The sequence below is a fragment of the Thalassobaculum sp. OXR-137 genome, from assembly GCF_034377285.1.
Taxonomy (GTDB): domain Bacteria; phylum Pseudomonadota; class Alphaproteobacteria; order Thalassobaculales; family Thalassobaculaceae; genus Thalassobaculum.
In genome coordinates, this window is the sequence record NZ_CP139715.1 from 5,058,174 (window position 1) to 5,079,133 (window position 20,960).

Consider the following 20,960-nt stretch of genomic DNA (forward strand, 5'->3'; position numbering starts at 1 on the left):
CCGGGGGCAGCGGCAGATTCTCACCGGCAGATCGGGAAAAAACGTCCCGGTAAGAACGGTCGTTCGGAGGGTCAGCGGCGCGCCCGGAGCAGCTCGACGGCCCGGTCGATGGCACGCGAGATGTTCATGACTTCGTCGCCCCGCAGGGTCGGGGTCATGTTCGAGAAGAACAAGTCACGGTCGTCGAGGATCCCGTAGAAGGAGGCTCCCAACCGGATCGTCGGGCAGCCGACGGCCGGCGCCATGGCGCAGACGCTGGTGGCGGTGGAGACCACCCCGTCCAGGGCCGAGATCAGCGCCGCCACGCCATCCAGGTCCTCCATCTGATCGAGATCGTCCGGCCGCCACAGCGCGATACCGTGGTCCCGGCGCAGGGCGTCGAGCTCGGCGCCGCTCTCGTCATATTGGAGGCTGACGAAGCGATAGCCCGGCATCCGCAGGATCGGGAGCATCTGCGGCAGCTCGGCATAGTGGGCGGCGCGCACCCCGCTGCGGAGCATGCTGCGCCAGCACAGGCCGATCACTGGCCCCTCGCCCTCCAGCCCGGCAAGCCGTTCCCTCCAGCCGGCGACCCTTGCCGGATCGGCGGTCAGATATCCCCGGCACTCCGATGGACGTGACCGGTCGCGCAGATAACGGCCGGGAAGATCGCCGGCATGGAGATGGGCGGTCAGCCCCAGGGCGGGGACGATCTTCCTGTAATCGTAGACCGCGCGCAGGCCCTCGGCCCGCACCTGCCGGTCGATCAGCCTCAAGCCGGGGAAGGAGCGGGCAAAAAGAGGGCGAAGGCGCGGGTCGACCTCCACCACGGCGGTGGGACACTCGGCGAGCAGATCCGGCAGGCAGGAGAGAAACAGCAATTCGTCCCCGATGCCCTGCTCCGCCGCGACCAGCAAACCCTCTTTCGGCAGATCCGGCCCGGCGACCCGGGGGGGCAGACCGACGGTCCGGTGGAATCGCGGGCCAGCGGCACGGGACGCCTCGAGATCCCAGCCGCGCCCCAGGTCGCCGACCACCTTCTCGACCTGGGACCAGAGATAGGAGAGCTCACTGTCCCCCGGATATGCCATCAAGCCGGTGTGCGCCACGCGGCCGGCCAGATCGAACCGGGCCAGAAGGATCGCCGCCTGCCCGATGGCCCAGGTGGAGCCGAGATCGTGCGGTGCCGCCAGCAATCCCCGACGTCCGGAGGCGAAAGAGGCGGCAAAATCGCCCTCCCCCCGATCGGCCATCGCCTGATGCTCCCAGGCTTTCGGGGACAGGGGAGACAGCAGGACGGCCCGGCGCGCCCACCGGCGGGCCGAGGCCATGCCGACCGGCCGGTCCGCCTCCTCGCTCAGCAGGAAGATAGCGTCGGCACTGTCTGGGGCGGCGATGGCGGCCCGCCGGGCGGCATCCCAGGCTTCCCGGTTGCGTCGAAGCCGCCTGGCCGCCAGCACCGCCGTGACCGACAGGCCCGTGACCAGGGGCAGCAGCCGGGACGCCCGCAACGCCGCATCCGCCGCCATGGTCCAGCGCTCGGTCTGGCCGGCGATCGTGGCAAGCCGGACCTGGGCAATGGGCTGCGAGGGGTCGGAGATCGCCGCCCACCAGGCAAAGGGAACGGCGGCGGCGATGCGGCCCGACCGCGCCAGGTGGTCGGCCATGGCGAAGGCGGCCCGGCGCGGGCCGGCGGGATCGGCCAGCAGGGCGCGGCGCAGGAACGCCACCGACCGGGTGCCGGCCCCGATCTCCGCCAGCGCCTGCCCGGCAAGTTCCAGGACCTGGGGCTGCTGCGGGTCGATGCATAGGGCGCGTCCGCACCACTTGGCCTGGGACCGTGCATCCCCGCCTATCGCCAGGGTGACGACGCGGAAATCGTCAGGGGCGGCACAGATCGCCGCCTGGAACCAGGCCTGCGCATCGGCGGCACGCTGGGCGGCACGTTCGGCAAGGCCGCGGCGCAGCGCCTGCTGCGCGATCGGATCCCGGGGCGCCATCAGACGGCGCGTCTCGGCGCCCGGGGCGCATGCTTCCTCAGCATCGCCGCCGCCCTCCGGCCCGCTTCGGCGCCGTTGAAAGCCTCGTCGCGATCGAAGACCGGATAAACATTGGGAAAGAAGAACTCACGATCGTTCGATATCCGCATGAACCCCTGTGCCAACCGGATCGTCGGCGTTCCCACCGCCCCGGCAAAGGCACAATTCGCCGTGCGCGCGGCGACCACCACGTCCAGAGCCTGCATCAGCGCCGCCAGATCGTCGAGCCCGTCCCAGATATCCAGGTCCGGCGGCGTCACGAGATCGACCCCGGTGACGGCCCTCACCCTTGCGACTTCGTCGTCGGTGTCGCCGGCCATCAGGTTGACGAACCGGCAATCCGGCGTAGCGAAGACGGGCAATACATCCTCGATCGAACAATGGCTGCGAGCGCGCAGGCGGGTCAGATGGACCGTCCTCCAGACCACCCCAACCTTGGTTCCGCCGCCCAGGGAGGATAGCCACCGGCGCCAATGGGTCACGCGGTCCGGATCCGTCCGCAGATAACCGACCCGCGCCAACGACCGGTCTCGCCCCCTGTTCAGTATATAAGGAAGACTGCCGGACATGATGTGGTGGCGCAGGCCGAAACGCTTGGTCAGGGGCGCATAGTCGACCGTTCCGCCCAACCCGTCGCTGGGAGCCGATTGCCGGGGAACGACCGTGGCAGACCGGAAGGTCCGCGCTATGAGAGACGTCAGACGGGAATCGACCTCGATCACCACCGGCTGGCGGATCTCCTCCCAGATCTCGGCCAAACAGGAGAGGAAGGTAACCTCGTCTCCGACCCCCTGCTCCGACGCCACCAGCAACGGACCGGTCTCGGTCCCAGGCCCTCGCCAGGGCGGCGGCAGGTTGAGGCGCGGCCGATGCGCCGCGCGGCACAACCGCGCCTCGTGCAGCCTCCAGGCGGTGCGCGCATCGCCGATCCGGAACTCGACCTCTGCCAGTGTGTACAGGACCTCGGCATCGCCGGGCCGGACACACAGGGCGTGGCCGCAGATCCTGCGGCACACCGCCGTCCGATTTTGACCGATCTCGGCCGCCGCCAGATTATGCAGGCCCATGGGCGATGCGGGATCCAACAGCAGAGCCCGGCGCGAGGCCATCAAGGCGTCTTCGTTCCGGCCGTCGCGATAGGTCTCGGCACAGAGATTGATCCAGCTCCGGGGATCGAGCGGCCGCAACCGGGTCGCGGCCCGTGCCCAGGCGATGTCCCGCTCGGTCGCGTGCCCCGGATCGTGGGTCAACGCCAATGAGCCGTAGAATTCGTGGGTTTCCGGCACCAGAACGATGGCGGCCATGACGACCCGCCGCGCCTCGGCGAGCCGGCCCAGCGCGATCTGCGCCCGCGCCAGGGCCTGGGCCACTTCGCCGTTCCCCGGATGCCGCGCCCAGGCCGCGTCCAGAATCGGAATGGCCTCCGCAGGGGCCTCGGCGCGAGCCAGAAGGATCCGCTGGCGAAGATCGGCGTCGGCGGATCGGGGGGAAATGAGGAGGGCGCACCGGTTCACCCGCAGGCCGCGCACGGCCTCGCCGACATCACCGAGAACCGCCGCGAGATTGATCCACGCTTCGGCCCTCTGCGGGGCGACGAGGATGGAGCGCAGGAAAGCCCTCTGTGCCGCCGCTTGGTCCTGCAATGCCCGGTCGATGGCGCCCAGATGGTTCCAGGCGGGGCCATGCAGCAGCCGATGCCTCAGCGAGGCCAAGACATGGAGACGCCCCGCCTCCGGGGCGCCGAGTTGGAACAACGCGGTGCCGTACAGATCGAGGGCGTCCGGATGATCGGGGAGGTCGCGGAGAATACGGTCGTAAGCCTGCGCGGCCGCCCGCACGTGTCCGTCCGAATGAAGGCGGACCGCCCGATGGAAGAGGGTCGTCAGTGTCTCGAGGCGATCTGCCGTCAGCGAAGCCCCGGTCATCGACCGGGTCCGATCAGAAGGAGTCGAGAGACGCCGAAAGGCCGGGAGTGGGAGCGGCGGACGGGGCAGACCCCGACTTCTCCTCCTGCTCCGAACGCGACGGATTAAGACCGCGCATGATCGCCTTATTCACCGAGATCAGCGCCTCGATATCGCCCTCGCCGGCCGACACCAGCCCGGTCTCGCGGGAAACCCAGATCCCGAGGCTGACGATCGCCGCGCGCAGCTCCCGGGGCAGCAGATTGCCCTCGGTACCGACATCCTCGACGAAGGTGTCCCAGACCTGATTGTTCCAGTTCAGCGCGTCCATGACCTCGGCCATGACCGTCGGCTTGTTGCGGGCGTCCTCGATCTGGGCCTGCGCCTTCATCAAAGCAGACGTTACCTGCCCCAGCAGGCGGTATTCGACGTCGCGCGGTGCGGCAGTGCTCTTGATCGCTCGGTTGTAGGCATCGTAGCTGGACATACGGACTTCACCGTCCAATCAAGGCGTTTCCAGTGCGATACTCGGCCGTTCGGTCGTCTCCCCACGCCCAAATGCCAGCACCTGTTCTTCATAAGCGATCAATGCTTTACAAGTCTTTAACGCTCTGTAGTAGCGGGCCGCGTCGGCGTCCTGAACGATGTGCAGCAGGGTCTTGCGCACTTCGTTGAACGTCGTCGCCTCCATGAAGTCCTCGATGAGCCGCATGAAGGTCGGGTAGTAGTCGTTCCGACCCGCCTCATCGAGATACATCAGCAGGATCGTGAAATAGATGCGCTTGGCCGGGGTGTCGGCCTCATGCTCCTGCATGATGTCCTTGCCCAGCAGAATCGTCGCCTCGTTCTGCAACACCAGGGACGCACCCTTGTTGCCGGCGACCATGACGGCGCCGTTGACGACGAACTTTTCCCCAGGCTTGATGTTGACCTTTAGCGGCATGCCTTAAATGTCGCATTCATTTACCGACTGTCAAGTTAAGCTGGGAATCGACGAATGAAACGCCCGTGCCCCTACGGCCCCCATGCGAATTTTCGCACAGGCCGCCGTCCGGCCGTTCCCGGCCACCGTGCCTGGGAATCGCGAATCAGGTCATTTCCGAATCGCCCGGCTCGATGAGCGCCCAGATAACCGCAGCGCTGGATGTCGCATTGCAGGCGCATCGCGCCGGCAGGCTCGATAAAGCGATCGCCATCTACGGTGCCGTCCTCGACATGGCCCCCGATCAGCCGACCGCCCGCCACCTGCGCGGGTTCGCGCTCCTGCAATCTGAGCAGGCAGAAGAGGCGCTCGGCGACCTGCGACACGCGGTCAGAATCGCACCGGGCAACGCCAATGCCTGGATGCACCTGGCGATCTGCCTGGATCAGCTCGGCCAGCCTCCAGCGAATGCGGCCCGGCGCGCCCTGCTCCTCCTGCCACAGGCTCAGGAGGCGGTGGACGTCCTGGTGCGCAATGGCGGTGATGTGTCGGCGGTCCTGGATTGGCTGATGACCCTGGCACCGGGAGATCCGACGGCCTGGATCCGGGTCGGCCATACGTATACCCAGTCCGACCCGACCCGGGCGCTCCGGGCCCTGCGCCGTGCCCATTGCCTTTCGGCCCGAGATCCCTCCCTCCTGCTCGATCTCGCCGACGCGGAACGACGGGCTTCCCGTTCGGAAAAGTCGCTCGGTTACGCCAACCGGAGCCTGGCGTGTCGCCCCAATGATCCGCGCGGCCTGGCGGTGCGGGCCGCCGCCGAAGTGGAGTTGGACGCGGTCTCCGAGTCGCTCGCCGACTCCCGCCGTGCCGCCGTCCTCGCTCCAGGGCTTGCCCTGGCCTGGGCCAACCGGGCCGAGGCCCTGTATCGGCTCGCCGAGTATGCGGCCGCGGTGCGGAGCGGAGATCGCGCCCGGATCGCGGCCCCCTCCGATCCGGACATCTTGGCCAATCTGGCCGCCTACCGGCTCGCCACGGGGGATCTTGCCGTCGGATGGCCGCTGCTACGATACCGGCCGACTCGCCGGAGGGCGAAGGCCCCAGAACTGCCGCGCTGGCAGGGAGAAAGCGGCGCCCGTCTGCTGGTGCTGGCCGAGCAGGGATTGGGCGACGAGCTCCTGTTTTCCACGCTCTGGCACGATCTGGACCGCCGCGTCGAAGCCGGGTGCCTCGGCTCGGTGACCATCGAGGCCGATGCCAGGCTCATCCCCCTCTGCGCCAGAACGCTACACAATGTCTCCTGGCGCCGACGGTTCCAGGACGACCCCGCCGGCGAGCCGGTCAGCCATTGGTGCCTGGCCGCCGACCTCATGGAGTATCTGCGTCCAACCGTGGCGGATTTCGGGGACTTCAGGCCCGGATTGTCTGTCGACGCGTCCAGATCAGCCGCCTGGAAGGCCTGGCTCGCGGAGACGGCACGCGGACGTCCGACGATCGGCCTATGCTGGCGATCGAGTAGCCTGGGAGGACACCGCCGGCGGCACTATCCGCCCCTCGGGGAGTGCGCCCCGCTGCTTGACCTGAAGCACACTCTCTTCGTGATTCTGCAATACGACGACTGCCAGTCCGAGATCGACGGCGTCGAGGTCGCCACCGGCTCCGAGATCGTCATCCCCCCCGACCTGAATCGGCGCGACGACCAGGACGGGGTCGCGGCGCTGATAAGCGCGCTCGATATGGTGACGAGCGCTGACACGGCGGTTCTGGCGCTGACCGGGGCGCTCGGCAGACCGGCGGTGGCGTTTTCGCTGCATCCCGGGTGGGTCGGCCTGGGCCAGTCCCGGCACCCCTGGTTTCCGAGTGTCACGCGGGTCTATCGCCCACCGCAAACACCCTGGCGCGAGACCATGGCGGCCGTCGCCCGCATCTTGGAAGCAAAGCTCGCCCGCCACGGCGCATGACCGCGGCGACGCATAAAAAAAGGGCCGGACTTTTCGTCCGGCCCTGATTTGTTGATCGACGGTCCGATTAACGGAACAGGCCCAGCAGGGACTGCGGCCGCTGGTTGGCGATGCCGAGGGTCTGGATCGACAACTGCTGCTGCACCTGCAGAGACGTCAGAGCCGCGGATTCGCGCGCCAGGTCGGCGTCGACGATGTTGCCGAGACCTTCCTCCGTCGCATCGGAGATTTCTTCGATGAAGGTGGTCTGCAGGTTCAGAGCGCGAACCTCGGCACCCAGCGAACCCAGAGCGGAGTTAACGACCGACTCAAGGTTGGAGAACTGGTTGGCGATGACGCCCTGAGCGCTCGCGGCATCCGCCACCGAACCACCTGCCAGGGAAGCGATCTGCGTACGCAGGTCCTGAGCCGACAGGGTCAGCGTGCCGCCGTTCAGGTTCGACAGGGTGTTGATGTCGACCGACGCGCCCGCGGTATCGAGCAGGTTGACGCCGTTGAACACCGAGTTGTCGATGAAGTTGGCGGCCTGGGAGAGCAGCTGGTTGAAGTCGCTCGTCAGGATCTCGCGCTGAGCGGTGGTGATGCCTTCGTTCGACAGCTCGGTCAGCTTCTGCCGGACATCGGTCAGCAGGTTGGACACGCCGGTAGCGCCGGCGACGGCCACCTTGCCGATACCCTTCGCGTTGTTCAGGCCCTGCGTGACGGCGGCCAGACCCTTCAATTCGCCGCGGATACCCTGGGCGATGGAGAAGTTGGAAGCGTCGTCGAGAGCGCCCGAAACCTTCAGGCCGGTCGACACGCGGTTCTGCACGGTGTCGAGGCTCCGGTTGACCGAATTCAGGGTCCGGAGGGCGGTGAAGGCGGAAGCGTTGGTATTGATGGAGTTCTGAACAGCCATTGTGGCCTCCTCGTTCTAAGGACACGGACATTTTGTCCGAAAGGGGGTCGACAGACCCCAGAGCACCAACACGTTTGCCCCGCGCGCATCGTCCAGTCAACCGGATTCTTCGGTCGACGACGACGCCGCAGGGGCGGAGGCCACATCGGGTTGGGCTGAAAAGCTGCTAACAGAATGGATTCTTTTGAAATTCTCGAACTATCCCGTCTTCTCGCTCTCCTAAACTTTTTTTCGGGGTGGGGGTGGAGCCGGTGGCTCCACCCCACATGATGGTGTCGCTTTCGCGGTCCGGACGCTTATCCGAACAGGCCCAGCAGGGTCTGCGGACGCTGGTTGGCAATGCCGAGCGTCTGGATCGACAGCTGCTGCTGCACCTGCTTCGAGGTCAGGCGGGCCGACTCGCGGGCCAGATCGGCGTCCACGATGTTGCCCAGGCCTTCTTCGGTGGCATCCGAAATCTGCTCCAGGAAGGAGGTCTGCAGCTCGAGAGCCCGAACCTCCGCGCCGAGCGAACCGAGAGCGGCGTTAACCACCGACTCCAGGTTGGCGTACTGGTTGGCGATCACGCCCTGGGCGTTGGTGGCCGAGGTCACCGCACCCGCCGCCAGAGACTGGGTCAGCGTGCGCAGATCCTGACCGGTCAGGGTCAAGGTGCCGCCGTTCAGGTTCGACAGCGTAGCGACATCAGGCGAAGCGGCGGCCGTATCCAGCAGGTTGACGCCGTTGAACACCGCGTTGTCGATGAAGTTCGCTGCCTGAGACAGAAGCTGGTTGAAGTCGCTCGTCAGGATCTGACGCTGCTGCGTCGTGATGCCTTCGTTCGAGAGCTCGGTCAGCTTCTTGCGCACGTCGGAGAGCAGATCAGAGATGCCGGTTGCGCCGGCGATAGCGACCTTTCCGATACCCTTCGCGTTGTTCAGGCCCTGCGTCACCGCCCCGATCGCCTTGAGCTCACCGCGGATACCCTGAGCGATCGCGAAGTTCGACGCGTCGTCGAGAGCACCGGTGACCTTCAAGCCGGTCGACACGCGATTCTGGATCGTGTCGAGGGTCCGGTTGACGGAGTTGAGGTTGCGAAGAGCCACGAAAGAGCCCGGGTTGGTGTTGATGGAGTTCTGCACAGCCATGGTTCTGTCCTCGTTCTAAGGATGGGTTGACCGGCTTTTTGCCGGACAGAAAACGGATCACTCCGCCTCGTGGTCTCTTAAATCACATTCCCGATCTTAGTGTCAAGCATTTTAGATAAAAAAAAGATGTATTTTATATAATGTCCGCTCACCTAATCGCGGGTTCTCCACGCACTTTTCATGCCGAGGTCGGAAAATCCTTCGCTTCGGGGGCTCGTGGCGAGGCATCTCCGGCACCGGCAGGCCCCGAACGGCGCGCCCAGAACCGCAGGCGGCAAGCCTTGCCGCCCAGACCGGCGGCGCCCGGCAAGATCTTCCGCCTGCCCCTGGTCAGCGGCGGCGCCACGGAAATTTTCCGGGAACCCTTCGAGGAAAACCTCAGGACTGCCGCCCTTCTCCAGTTGGCCCGACGCTTGCACAGCGATTGGCGACAATGGTCAGGCAGGTGGGATCATGGACCTCAACTCGATCGATCCAAGGGCAACGTCCCAAGCGGCGGAGAGCCGCAAAACGAAGTCGCAGGGCACTGGCGTCTTTCAGGGCGTCATGCAGATGATGGCTCAGATTGACGAGAACCGGACCGAGCACCAGGTCCGGGAGCGCAGCGCATCCGAGCGCCCGTCGCGTACCGACGAAGCGGAGCGCGACCACCGCGCCGAGCGGAAGGACAAGACCGAGCGCAAGGATAAGTCCGACCGCAGGGAAGAGACCGCGGAGACCGAGCCGACCACGTCGGCGAAGGGCACACCCGGCGAGCAACCGGTCGACAGCGCCCTGCTCGGCCTCCCCGAGCTCGCTGCCGCGACGGCCGCCCCCGTGACCGACGGCACCGAGGCGGTGCCGGCCGTGTCGGACGGAGAAGCGATCGCCGGCGATCTCGACGGAACGACCGGCGGCCAGGCAGCGGTGCCCGCCACCGGCACCTCCGCAACCGAACCGGCGCCAGCGCAGGCCGCGGCGCAGCAGCCGCAGGCCGGGTCGGCCCAGCCGACGGACGCGAAACCCGCCGCCGCCCAGATCCCGGTGGACGACGTGACTCTTGCCGCCCGCCAGACGGCGGCGCAGCGCGACCAGGTCGATCCGGCCGCCAAATCGGCTGCCGCACAGAATTCCGGCGATGCCGTGAAGGCCGAAAGCGCCTCCGGTCGTGCCGACTCCCTCATGGGCGCCAAGGTCTCGATCGAGGCCCCCGTCCCTGTCGCCCGGTCGCAGGGCGTCTCCTCGGCGGTCCTGGTGCAGGCGCAGCAGGCCGCTGCCAGTGGCCCCGTCCAGGCGTCCAACGCCAATGGCGGCGCGGGCACCCTGCATGTCGGCGGCAATCAGCCGACCTTCGTCGGTGCCGACGCCAATGCCGCCAACGCGGCCGGTGGGCAGGGCGCGGCCGGCAAGGATGCCGGCGCCCAGAACGGCGGCGCCAATGCGCAAGGACAGAATCAGGGACAGGGCGGACACCCCAATCCGCAGCAGGTCGGTATCAGCTTCGGCGCGACCATCGGCCAGCGCGGGTTCGGCGGCGAGGCCTCGCGCGCCCAGTTCCAGGAAATTCTCGCCACCCGAACCGCGCGGGCCCAATCCGCTTCCGCGGCCGGCGGCGAGATGGCACGCCCGGTGGGCGCGTCCTCATCCTCTTCATCGACACCCATGACCATGGCCGGGGTTGGCGGACCCCAGAGCACGCATACCTCCGCTTCTCCGGTCGATCGGGCGGCTGCAACCGCTCATGGCCGGCCGGGTGCCAATCTGGGCACCCCGGCCGACCAGGTCGCGATGAAGATGTCCGCTACCGCCAAGGATGGCGGCGGCAAGGTTACGATCCGACTGACCCCGGAAGAACTGGGCAAGGTCGACATCAGGATTGAGATCTCCAAGGAAGGACTGGTCCGGGCGGTGGTTGCCGTCGAGCGGCCCGAGACCCTGGAGCTTCTCCAGCGGGATGCGAAGGGATTGGAGCGGGTCCTTCAGGATGCCGGCCTCCAGACCGACGGCGACTCCCTGGAATTCGATTTGCGTGGTGATGGCGGGCAGTACGCCGGCGACACCAAGGAGGAGGCCGGCAACCAAGGCCCGGCCGGGGGAGCCGTCGCTTCCCACACCAGTGAGGGCGACGCGGTCGCCGACGACCAACAGGGCGATGGAGGGTCCGGCAGCGTCAAAGCCGACGGCAGCCTCGACCTCGTCGCTTAGGAGTTAAAGACATGGATGTCTCCAGCACCACCGGCACCAGCTCCAGCGGGTCCAGCCCCTCCACCTCTATGGTCGGCCTGGCGGATCAGTACGATCAGTTCCTGACCCTGCTGACGACCCAGCTGCAGAACCAGGATCCGCTGAATCCCATGGACAACAAGGACATGGTCAACCAGCTGGTCAACTTCGCGTCGGTCGAACAGCAGATCAAGCAGAACGACAATCTTGAGTCGCTGATCGGGCTGCTGAACTCGAGCGCCGATGCCGCCGCCCTGTCCTATATCGGCAAGGACGTGCAGGTCGAAGGCGACATCACCCATTACGACGGCGAGAACCCGATCACCTTTGGCTACAAGCCGCCGAAGGACACCGAGGAACTCACCGTCAAGATCTACAACAGCGAAGGCAAGGTGGTCCAAGAGTTCGAGGGCAACACCAGCTCCTCACGGCATACGGTCACCTGGGACGGCACCGACGTGAACGGCGATCAGGTCGAGCCTGGCCTCTACTACTTCGCCATCGCCGCCGAAGACTCCGAAGGCAAAACGGTCCACGGGTCTGTCGACATCACCGGCCGGGTGACCGGCACGGGAACCTCCGACAGCGGCCCGACGCTGCAGATCGGCGAGGCGGAATACTCACTGAGCGAGGTGATGTCGGTCCGAGGGGCCGGCACCGCCTGACATGACCATCCGGCCCCAGAAGGCGGCCGGTCCCCCTAGCCAGAAGGCGCCAGATCAAGCTTCCCGATGCGGACAGCGGCACAACCCGCGCGCATCCCATGGAGGATAAAAAAATGAGCGGTATCTACGGCGGCTTGTTCGCGGGCGTGGCGGCGATCAGCGCCCAGTCCACTGCCTTCGCGGCTATTTCCGACAACATCGCGAACGTGAATACGGTCGGCTACAAGGAAACCCGGGTTCGCTTTCAGACCCTGGTGACCGAGTCGGCCAGCGACACCCAGTTCGCGCCGGGCGGCGTCATCGCCCGTCCCTTCACCGACCCCCAGAAGCAGGGCCAGATCCAGGGCACCACGTCGGACACCGACCTGGCGCTGATCGGCGAAGGCTTCTTCGTGGTGAACCAGAACGACGGTTCCGACGGTGAGTTCCTGTTCACCCGCGCCGGTTCCTTCACCCAGGACGAGGACGGGAACCTGAAGAACACCGCCGGTTACTACCTGCAGGGCTGGCGGACCGACACCTCGGGCAACATCGTCAACGCGACGACCCAGGACCTGCTGACCAGCCTGGAGACGGTGAACCTCACCGGGTTCAGCGCGGTCGCGAACCCGACCACGCGGATGAACATCGCCGCCAACCTGCCGGCCGCTTCGGCCACGGGTACCACGGCGACCACGAACCTGACGATCTTCGACTCGCTGGGTACCGACCACCTGCTGACCGTAAACTGGACCAAGTCGGCGGTCGCCAATACCTGGACCTACACCGTCGACCTCACGAACTCCAACGGCAACACCAACCAGGTCAGTGCCGGCGGCACCATTCTGTTCAACGGCGACGGCACACTGGAAAGCGTCGACGGCACCGCGGGCGCCTCCGGTGCCTCTGCCTTCACCGCGCTGACCATCCCGGCGAACCTCTTCTCGACCGGCGCCAATGCCTCCGCGCCGAATATCGTGTGGGGTACGTTTGACAGCTCCACCGGCCTCGGCCAGTTCGACGATATCTATGAGGCCACCCTCCTGAACCAGGACGGCTCCGGCCCATCCGACCTGCTGCAGGTCGATATCAGCGACGACGGCCTGGTGACCGGCCAGTTCCGTAATGGCGAATCGCGGGCCCTGTACCAGCTCGCCCTCGCCTCCGTTCCCGCCGCCACCGAGCTGCGGCAGGAGACCGGTAACGCCTACGCCCTGTCCAACGACTCCGGCGAACTGGTGCTGGCCCGACCTGGAACCCAGGGACTGGGCTTCGTCGAATCGGAAGCGCTGGAACGCTCGACGGTCGACATCTCGGCCGAGTTCACCGATCTGATCGTCACCCAGCGCGCCTATTCGGCCGCCACCCGGGTCATTACCACCGGTGACGAACTGCTCGACGAAATCATCCGCGTTAAGCGGTAATCGCAGCCCCCGCTAACGATACCGCTTTCCTTAGCCCCGGCCTTCGGGCCGGGGCCCTTTTTCCCGGTAAACACCGGACAAAGCTATCGATTTTGATTTTTTGGAACGCCCCGACCCTGCCGGCGGCGACGTTTCGGCTTGGTCACCGACAAGTTTCCACGACGCCGTCCGGGCTTAGCCTTTTGTTAAGCCGACGATGGCATCTTCAGGTCACCCGATACCAACATACGTACCGGATCATGACCGCACATTCGACTTTTCAATACTCACCCGCCAACTCGGATATTGCCTCGGAAGACCGGGCCACCGAGGTCGTGGGACCGGACGGAAACCTCCTCAGCCTCGAGGATCTTCCGCCGCAGGACACCCAGCGATGGGTCATGCGGCGGAAGGCAGAAGTGGTGGCCGCCGTTCGCGGTCGGATGCTCACGGTGACGGAGGCGTGCGAACGCTGGAACCTGAGCGAGGAAGAATTCGCCTCCTGGCAGCGCCTGATCGACCGCCACGGCGTGCGCGGTCTGCGCGCAACCCGGATTCAGCAGTACCGGCGCAAGACCGGGTGATTGCGCCCGTTCCTTTCGATCCGGCCGGCCTCGATCATGCATCGCCGGCCGGGTCGGGGACGGTCCCTCGCCGCGTCACCTGCTCCAAGACCTTCGCGATCTCTCGCATCAGGCCGCTCCACGGCTCGCTCGGCCGTTTTCCCATCGGTCGGATCGAGGGGAACCAGGGATCGCGACCATCGATCGGATACCCCTTTGGGATAGGTCGACCGAAGAACTCGACCCCCTGCGTGGAAACGCCGCCCGCGATCGTCGCCACCGAGGTATTCGCCGTCACCACGAAATCCAGCGCCCGGGTCAGAGCCGCTGAGCCGTCCAGATCGTCGAACAGATTCAGATCGTCGAACGCGTGGACCGTGACGCCGAAGCGGTCCTTGACCTGCGCCAGCTCCGCGCGGGCGTCGTCATATTGAAGGTTCACGAAGGTCACGCCCTTCACGCGGAACAGCGGGACCAGATCCTCGACTGAGGCATACATGTCGGAGCGCAGACGGCCGCGCAGGCCGCTGCGCCAGGACAGGCCCACCTTCGGGCCGGGGCCCAGCGTCTGCAGGCGCTCGGCGAACCCGGCAACCCGAGCGCCGTCGGTCCTCAGCAGTGTCCGGTTTCGGGGAAACGCCTCTCGGCTGCGCCTGACATACTGCCCGAGACTGCCGGTCGGCAGGGCAATGTCGAAGACCTCCTCGCCGCGATCTACGGCGAGATGGCGCGCCTCAACAAGGTGAAGTTCGGGGAAACTCCGCGCCAAGAGCGGCATCAGCTTGGCCGAGCATTCCAGGGTGATATCCCCGCCACGCGCCGCGATGTCCGGCACCATGGTGGCGAAACGCAGCTCATCGCCGATGCCCTGTTCGCGGAACAGGAAGACGCGCTTGCCCTCGAAACTCTCCGGCAGCGGGTTGGTGATTGAAATCTGGCGCAGGGAGCCCGCATAGGTCGCCGACAGGAAGCGCCACTCGTGCAGCGGCCACCCCTCTTCCCAGTTGCCCTGCCAGAGCTGGTTCATGCCGTAGTGAAAATTGGCGACCGGACTGCTCGGAGCGTCTTTGAGGGCGCGTTTGAAGTTCCGGTCCGCCGCGCCGTATTCGCCGACCCGCGACAGGACCGTGGCATAGTTGATGACCGCATCGATGGGACTTCCCGTCGCCTTCAGTGCCTCCCGGAAATGCGGCAAGGCCTGATACGGGCGGTCAATGGAATTGAGTACGCTGCCCAGGTTCTGGCGAATGCCCGGATGCGCCGGGTCCAGCTTCGCCGCCTCTTCATTGGCGCGCACCGCGTCGTCCCAAAGGTCGAGGTCCTGCAAGGCGTTGCCCAGATTCGACCAGGCCGTCGCCGAGCGCGGGTTCACCGCAACCGACCGGCGCAGCAGTTCGGCGGCGGTCTGGTGCTGGCCCATCGCCCGGGCGACGATCCCCATGCCCATCAGGGCGTCCGGATGCTCGATATCCTGATCGAGCACCGCCCGGAACCGGGCGCGGGCCGCGTCGACATCCCCGGCCTCGTAGGCTGCGATCCCGGCCCGGATCAGCGCCGCTTGCTGGGCGGCCAGGGGATTGCGCGGATCAGCCCACCGCGGCGGCTGCCCCGATCCGGGCGTCTTTGCGCCTCGCGCCATGTCGACCTCCCCGCCTTTCGGTGCCATTCCGTTAAGTCGGCACTCAAACGATCGCCTCTAATTATCTGTTAACTTTTACAGAAGACAATGATAGCTTGGGTAGGAAATTTTTGCCCACATAGCCATGGACAATGGTGCAGTGGTTTTGTATAAAATTTTACAGAAATGAGCGACAGCTTCCGTGTCGTTCAACATCGGGAATGCCAACCGGCCCGGCGGATATGCCGCTCGCGCCAGCGCCCGTCTCGAGGTCCGGCTTCGGACCCGCTTTGGGGGAAGTGACCGATCATGAATCCGTTTGCCGATCTCGTCCGCAACCTCGGTCCGGTGCGCCTCGCGGCACTGGTCGGCACGGCACTGGCCGTCGTCGGTTTCTTCATCTTCCTGGTCTCGCGGCTGTCGAGCGGCAGCATGTCGCTGCTCTATTCGGACCTCGATCCGGCCGATAGCGGCGCCATCGTGCGCGAGCTGGAGAGCCGGAGCATCCCCTATCAGCTCAAGGCCGGCGGTACCCAGGTCTTCGTGCCCTCCGATCAGATGCTGACCCTGCGCGTCACCCTTGCCGAACAGGGCATCCCCGGCGGCGGCGGCATGGGCTACGAGATCTTCGACGAGAGCCAGGGCCTCGGCACCACCAGCTTCGTGCAGAACGTCAACCTGGTGCGCGCGCTGGAAGGCGAACTCGGCCGCACGATTTCCTCGATCCGCAACGTCCGCGCCGCCCGCGTCCATCTGGTGCTGCCGCGCCGCGAGCTGTTCTCGCGCCAGCAGCAGGAGCCGAGCGCGTCGGTCGTGCTGCAGACCAACGGCACCATGCGGCCGGGTAAGGAAGAGATCCTGGCGATCCAGCATCTCGTCGCCGCCGCCGTTCCCCAGCTCACGCCGGAAGGCGTGTCGATCCTGGACGACCGCGGCCAGCTTCTCGCCCGCGGCTTCGGCGAGGAAGGCTCCGCCGCCCTGGCGTTGCAGAACGCCGAGGAAATGCGCACCGCCTTCGAGAACCGGCTGCGCCAGCAGATCGAGGAGCTGGTCGAGCAGACCGTCGGCCGCGGCCGGGTCCGCGCCGAGGTCACGGCCCAAATCAACTACGACCGGCTGACCGAAAGCCGCGAGCGCTTCAACCCGGACGAAGTGGTCGCCCGCTCCACCCAGGCGGTCGAGGAGAACAACCAGGAATCCGAGCGCGCCGGCGAGGATACGGTCACGGTTCAGAACAACCTGCCGGAGGCCGGCGTCAACGGCGGGGGCAACACCAACACCTCGAACCGCCAGCAGAGCCGCACCGAGGAGACCACCAACTTCGAGATCTCGCGCACCGTCACCGAGCGGGTGAAGGAAGGCGGCGAGGTCGAGCGGCTCTCGGTCGCCGTGCTGGTGGACGGCAATTACACGCGCAACGATGACGGCGACCGGGTCTACGAGCCGCGCAGCGCCGATCAGCTCGCCGCGATCGAGACCCTGGTGAAGTCGGCCATCGGCTTCAATTCGGACCGCAACGACGTCGTCGAAGTGGTCAACATGGAGTTCGTGAAGCTCGAGCCGGGCGATCTGGACGACGGGTCGCTGCTGTTCGGCATCTCCAAGGAGGAGCTGCTGCAGCTCGCCGAGGTGCTGGTGCTGGCGGTGGTCGGCCTCCTGGTGATCCTGCTGGTGGTGCGTCCGGTCCTCACCCGCCTGTTCGAGAGCATGCCGACGACGCTGGCCGGCGGTGCCGGCGGCGCGGGCAGCCTGATGGCGGGCGGCGAACTGGCCCAGCTCGCCGGCCCCGGCGCCACGGCCGACATGGCCGAGCTGCTGGACGGCGAGGAGGACGCGGAGGAGAGCCTGCTCGACCAGATGATCGACATCAACCAGGTCGAGGGCCGTGTCCGCGCCTCCTCCCTACGCAAGATCGGCGAAATCGTCGACAAGCATCCGGAAGAGGCCGTGGCCATCATCCGGAACTGGATGTACCAGGAGGGGGCCCAGACCTGACCGGTTCCGGTCGCGGGACGGTCCGATCGGCCCCCGGACGGGCGCGGGTCGCCGCGGGCGGGGGACGGCTGATAGGGTGGGCGCGTTGATGGCGGCGACCGTGCCGCTTGAGTGGGGAGCGACTGTGCATGGCCAAGCCTAGGCAAAAGCCAAAGCCGTTCATGTTCGACTACAGCTTCGACGACGGGGCCGACGAGGCACGTCTGGCCGCCGAGCGGGCCGCCCGCCGGGCGGCGGAGGAAGCTGAGGCGAACAAGCCGCCGACCTTCACGGTCGAAGAACTGGAAGCGGCGAAAGCGGAAGCCTATGCGCGCGGCCGGCAGGACGGCATGGACGACGCGATGGCCGGCATCGAGCAGCAGATCGCCCGCACCCTGGATGCGGTGTTCTCCCGAATCTCCAAGGTGTTCCAGCAGCACGCGGAGTGGACGAAGGAGATGGAGACGGACGCCGCCCGGCTCGGCATCGCCGTGATCGGCCGTCTGGCGCCGGAACTGGTGCGCGACCGCGAACTGCCGGAAGTGGAGGCCGTCATCCGTGACGCCTTCGGCTTCCTGACCGAACAGCCCAAGGTGATGATCCGCGTCGCCAAGGATCTCGAGGAGTCGCTGTCCGGCAAGGTCGAGCTGATGGCCTCGCGCGTCGGCTACGAAGGCCAGGTCGTGCTCGTCGGCGACCCGGAGCTGCCGGTGGACGACTGCCGCATCTCCTGGCAGGCCGGAGCGGTGGAGCGTTCGCTCGACGACGTCTGGGGCCAGATCGAGCAGATCACCGAACGCGTGCTCGCCGGCGCGCCGAAACGCAAAAAGACCGAAGCCGCCGAGGCGGCGCCGGCCGCCGCCATGCCGCCGGTCGATAGCGCGGAGGACGAGGCGGCCGACATGACCGACGAGACGGGCGAGACCGACCCGCAATCCATTCCCGCCTAACAGGAGGACGCCATGTCCGACGACGATCTCAATCTCGACGACCTGGACGACGACGACATGGCGGCAGCCATGGCCCAGCAGGATGCCAACGAGCCGGAAGAGGTGTTCGGCGACGACGGCAAGGGCCAGATCACCGCGCGCGAACTGGAAGCGGTCTACGACATCCCGGTCCAGGTCTCCGCGGTGCTCGGCAAGACCAGCATGCAGGTCAGCCAGCTTCTGAAGCTCGGTCGCGGCGCCGTGGTGGAACTGGACCGCAAGGTGGGCGAGGCCATCGACATCTACGTCAACAACCGTCTCGTCGCCCGCGGCGAAGTGGTGATCGTGGACGAGCGTCTCGGCGTCACCATGACGGAAATCATCAAGTCCGACCGGCCGGCCTGAGGGCGGGCCGTCGGTCGTGACACGCCGGAGAGGGTGACACCGTGCCGGAGGATGGAGAACGACGCATGGCGGATGCGGATTACATACCTTCCCGCGCTGCCCCCCAGACCGGCGGGGGAACGGTGTCCTATGACGTGCCCTCCACCGGCACCACGGTGGACGGCGCCCTGCTCATCGGCCTGATCACCGCCTTCGCGCTGGTGATCGCGGCAATGATGTGGAGCGGGTCCCTCGTGTCGTTCTGGAACCTGCCCAGCGTCCTGATCGTGCTGCTGGGCACCATGGCGGTCACGATGGTGTCCTTCTCCATCGGCGAGGCGTTCGGCGCCGTTCCGCTGGTGCTGCGCACGATCTTCCCGCCGCAGCGCGACAGCCGCCGGGCCTGCGAGCGGGCGATGAACCTGGCCGAGATCGGCCGGCGGGCCGGCGTCCTCGCCCTCGACGCGATCCTGCCGCAGCTCGACAACGAGCCGTTTCTCCAGCGCGCCGTTGCCATGGCGGTGGACGGCGCCAATGCCGACCAGATCGAGGAGGTGCTGACGACCGAGATCGAGGCCACGACGGAACGGATGACCCGCTCGGCCAACGTCCTGCGTCGCGCCGCCGAAGTCGCGCCGGCCATGGGGCTGATCGGCACCCTGGTCGGCCTGATCCAGATGCTGTCGACCCTGGACGACCCGAACACCATCGGCCCGGCCATGGCGGTGGCGCTGCTGACGACGTTCTACGGCGCGGTCATGGCCTACATGGTGTTCGCGCCGATCGCGGCGAAGGTGGACCGCAACGCGGCCGACGAGCGGATGATCCAGCAGGTCTACATGGTCTGCGCGACCTCCATCGCCCGTCAGGAGAACCCGCGTCAGCTCGAAACCATGCTCAACACGGTCCTGCCGCCCTCGCAGCGGCTGACCTTTTACACCTGACCCTAAAGCCCGTCGGAGGCTCGTAGATGCGTCTGTTGATCGTCGGAACCCTGGAAGGCCATATCAGCGCGGCCGGCCAAATCGCGTTGCAGCGCGGTGCGAAGGTCAGCCATGTGGACGGCATCGAAGCCGGACTGAAGATCCTGCGCGAGGGGCCGGGCGCGGACCTGACCATGGTCGATATCCGCCAGCCCGTCGCCAAGATGCTCAAGCAGATGAAGCAGGAGCGGATCAACTGCCCGGTCGTGGCCTGCGGCGTGCAGTCCGATCCGGATGCCGCCGTCGCCGCGATCCGCGCCGGCGCCAAGGAATACATGCCCCTGCCGCCGAATGCCGAGCTGATCGCCGCCATCCTGGCCGCCGTGGCCGAGGAGCAGACCGCCGTCATCTTCCGCGACCCGATCATGGCGGGCGTGCTCAAGCTCGCCGACCAGATCGCGCCGTCGGACGCCAGCGTGCTGATCACCGGCGAATCCGGGACCGGTAAGGAAGTCCTGGCCCGCTACGTCCACACCAAGTCGCGCCGTTCGAACGAGAAGTTCGTCTCGGTGAACTGTGCCGCGATCCCGGACAACCTGCTGGAATCCGAGCTGTTCGGCCACGAGAAGGGAGCCTTCACCGGCGCCGTCGCCAAGCGCATCGGCAAGTTCGAGGAAGCCCATGGCGGCACCCTTCTGCTGGACGAAATCAGCGAGATGGACATCCGCCTGCAGGCCAAGTTGCTGCGCGCGATCCAGGAACGCGAGATCGACCGGGTCGGCGGCAGTTCGCCCGTGAAGGTGGACATCCGCCTGATCGCGACGTCGAACCGCGACCTGGAACGCCACGTCCAGAACGGACACTTCCGCGAGGATCTGTATTTCCGCCTCAACGTCTTCAACCTCCAGCTTCCGGCCCTGCGCGACCGGCCGGGCGACATCCGCGCTTTGGCGGCCCATTTCGCCAAGAAATACGCCGAGGCCAACGGGATGCCGGAGCGCGCGCTGAGCGAAGCCGCCCTCGCCCGCCTGGAGACGCATACCTGGCGCGGCAACGTGCGCGAGCTGGAGAACACCCTGCACCGCGCCGTCCTGCTGGCCCATGGCGACGAGATCGGGTTGGAGGCGATCATGCTGACCGGCGAGGGTATGACCCCCGCCTCGCCCACCCCGGCCTTCTCCAGCGCGCCCAGGACCGAAGCGGCGGCTCCGTCTGCCGCCCCCTCTTCGGCGGCCCCCGCGCCTTCGGCTCCGGCCTCCGAGCCGGCCGCGCCGGTCACCGACACCGGCGGGCTGGTCGGGCGCACGGTCGCCGATGTGGAGCGCCACCTGATCATCGACACCCTGTCCCATTGCCTGGGCAACCGGACCCATGCCGCGAACATTCTCGGCATCTCGATCCGCACCCTGCGCAACAAGGTCAAGCAGTACACCGACGAAGGCTTCGAGGTGCCGTCGCCGGGCGACGGCGACCGGGTCGCGGGCTAAGGC

Annotated in this window: 17 protein-coding genes; 10 read left to right on the forward strand and 7 right to left on the reverse strand. The window is 66.7% G+C overall.

The genetic code is table 11. The annotated features are described in order from the left end of the window. Positions 1-71: 71 nt before the first annotated feature. Genes T8K17_RS23455 through flbT form a run of 4 tightly spaced genes read right to left on the reverse strand, consistent with a single transcriptional unit; the run spans position 72 to position 4,865 of the window. Positions 72-1,979, reverse strand: coding sequence for a hypothetical protein (locus tag T8K17_RS23455; RefSeq protein ID WP_322332140.1), 1,908 nt, complete (start codon positions 1,977-1,979; stop codon positions 72-74). After that, positions 1,979-3,943, reverse strand: coding sequence for a tetratricopeptide repeat protein (locus tag T8K17_RS23460; RefSeq protein WP_322332141.1), 1,965 nt, complete (start codon positions 3,941-3,943; stop codon positions 1,979-1,981). Before T8K17_RS23460 ends, T8K17_RS23455 begins: the two co-directional genes overlap by 1 nt. A gap of 13 nt (positions 3,944-3,956) precedes the next feature. Beyond that, entirely contained in the window at positions 3,957-4,409 is a 453-nt protein-coding gene (gene flaF, locus T8K17_RS23465; protein WP_322332142.1) for a flagellar biosynthesis regulator FlaF, read from the reverse strand. An 18-nt stretch (positions 4,410-4,427) separates the two neighbouring features. Then, a complete protein-coding gene (flbT, locus tag T8K17_RS23470; protein ID WP_322332143.1) occupies positions 4,428-4,865 on the reverse strand; it encodes a flagellar biosynthesis repressor FlbT in 438 nt (145 codons plus the stop codon). 173 nt (positions 4,866-5,038) lie between these two features. Between flbT and T8K17_RS23475 the strand changes: the two genes are divergently transcribed. Then, positions 5,039-6,805, forward strand: a complete 1,767-nt coding sequence (locus tag T8K17_RS23475; protein ID WP_322332144.1) for a tetratricopeptide repeat protein — start codon at positions 5,039-5,041, stop codon at positions 6,803-6,805. Positions 6,806-6,872: 67 nt separating this feature from the next. On the opposite strand, the gene T8K17_RS23480 is transcribed toward T8K17_RS23475, so the two are convergent. Then, a complete protein-coding gene (locus T8K17_RS23480; RefSeq protein ID WP_322332145.1) occupies positions 6,873-7,703 on the reverse strand; it encodes a flagellin in 831 nt (276 codons plus the stop codon). 296 nt (positions 7,704-7,999) lie between these two features. Then, positions 8,000-8,830 (reverse strand): flagellin, encoded by an 831-nt coding sequence (locus tag T8K17_RS23485; protein ID WP_322332146.1) that lies wholly within the window; start codon positions 8,828-8,830, stop codon positions 8,000-8,002. A gap of 552 nt (positions 8,831-9,382) precedes the next feature. On the opposite strand from T8K17_RS23485, the gene T8K17_RS23490 reads away from it, so the two are divergent. The 4 genes from T8K17_RS23490 to T8K17_RS23505 all read left to right on the forward strand — a co-directional run bounded on the left by T8K17_RS23490 (position 9,383) and on the right by T8K17_RS23505 (position 13,663). Continuing rightward, complete coding sequence (locus T8K17_RS23490; protein WP_322332147.1) at positions 9,383-11,014, forward strand: flagellar hook-length control protein FliK; 1,632 nt, start codon at positions 9,383-9,385, stop codon at positions 11,012-11,014. A gap of 11 nt (positions 11,015-11,025) precedes the next feature. Next, the gene (locus T8K17_RS23495) at positions 11,026-11,697 is read left to right on the forward strand and encodes a flagellar hook assembly protein FlgD (RefSeq protein WP_322332148.1); all 672 of its coding nucleotides are present in this window, start codon (positions 11,026-11,028) and stop codon (positions 11,695-11,697) included. A 113-nt stretch (positions 11,698-11,810) separates the two neighbouring features. Continuing rightward, positions 11,811-13,100: a flagellar hook protein FlgE gene (locus T8K17_RS23500; protein ID WP_322332149.1), complete on the forward strand. Its 1,290-nt coding sequence runs from the start codon at positions 11,811-11,813 to the stop codon at positions 13,098-13,100. Between the two features lie 239 nt (positions 13,101-13,339). After that, positions 13,340-13,663 carry a DUF1153 domain-containing protein gene (locus T8K17_RS23505; protein WP_322332150.1) on the forward strand — a complete coding sequence of 108 codons (324 nt, stop codon included), beginning with the start codon at positions 13,340-13,342 and terminating at the stop codon, positions 13,661-13,663. A gap of 34 nt (positions 13,664-13,697) precedes the next feature. Here the strand turns inward: T8K17_RS23505 and T8K17_RS23510 are convergent, their stop codons facing one another. After that, entirely contained in the window at positions 13,698-15,281 is a 1,584-nt protein-coding gene (locus T8K17_RS23510) for a tetratricopeptide repeat protein (protein WP_322332151.1), read from the reverse strand. Between the two features lie 288 nt (positions 15,282-15,569). On the opposite strand from T8K17_RS23510, the gene fliF reads away from it, so the two are divergent. The 5 genes from fliF to T8K17_RS23535 all read left to right on the forward strand — a co-directional run bounded on the left by fliF (position 15,570) and on the right by T8K17_RS23535 (position 20,957). Then, on the forward strand, positions 15,570-17,255 hold the full coding sequence (fliF, locus tag T8K17_RS23515; RefSeq protein ID WP_322332152.1) for a flagellar basal-body MS-ring/collar protein FliF: 1,686 nt from the start codon (positions 15,570-15,572) through the stop codon (positions 17,253-17,255). 128 nt (positions 17,256-17,383) lie between these two features. Beyond that, on the forward strand, positions 17,384-18,184 hold the full coding sequence (locus tag T8K17_RS23520) for a hypothetical protein (RefSeq protein WP_322332153.1): 801 nt from the start codon (positions 17,384-17,386) through the stop codon (positions 18,182-18,184). A 12-nt stretch (positions 18,185-18,196) separates the two neighbouring features. Next, entirely contained in the window at positions 18,197-18,568 is a 372-nt protein-coding gene (fliN, locus tag T8K17_RS23525) for a flagellar motor switch protein FliN (protein ID WP_322332154.1), read from the forward strand. A 65-nt stretch (positions 18,569-18,633) separates the two neighbouring features. Beyond that, complete coding sequence (locus T8K17_RS23530) at positions 18,634-19,491, forward strand: motility protein A (RefSeq protein ID WP_322332155.1); 858 nt, start codon at positions 18,634-18,636, stop codon at positions 19,489-19,491. A gap of 26 nt (positions 19,492-19,517) precedes the next feature. Further along, on the forward strand, positions 19,518-20,957 hold the full coding sequence (locus T8K17_RS23535) for a sigma-54 dependent transcriptional regulator (RefSeq protein ID WP_322332156.1): 1,440 nt from the start codon (positions 19,518-19,520) through the stop codon (positions 20,955-20,957). The last annotated feature ends 3 nt before the right edge of the window (positions 20,958-20,960 follow it).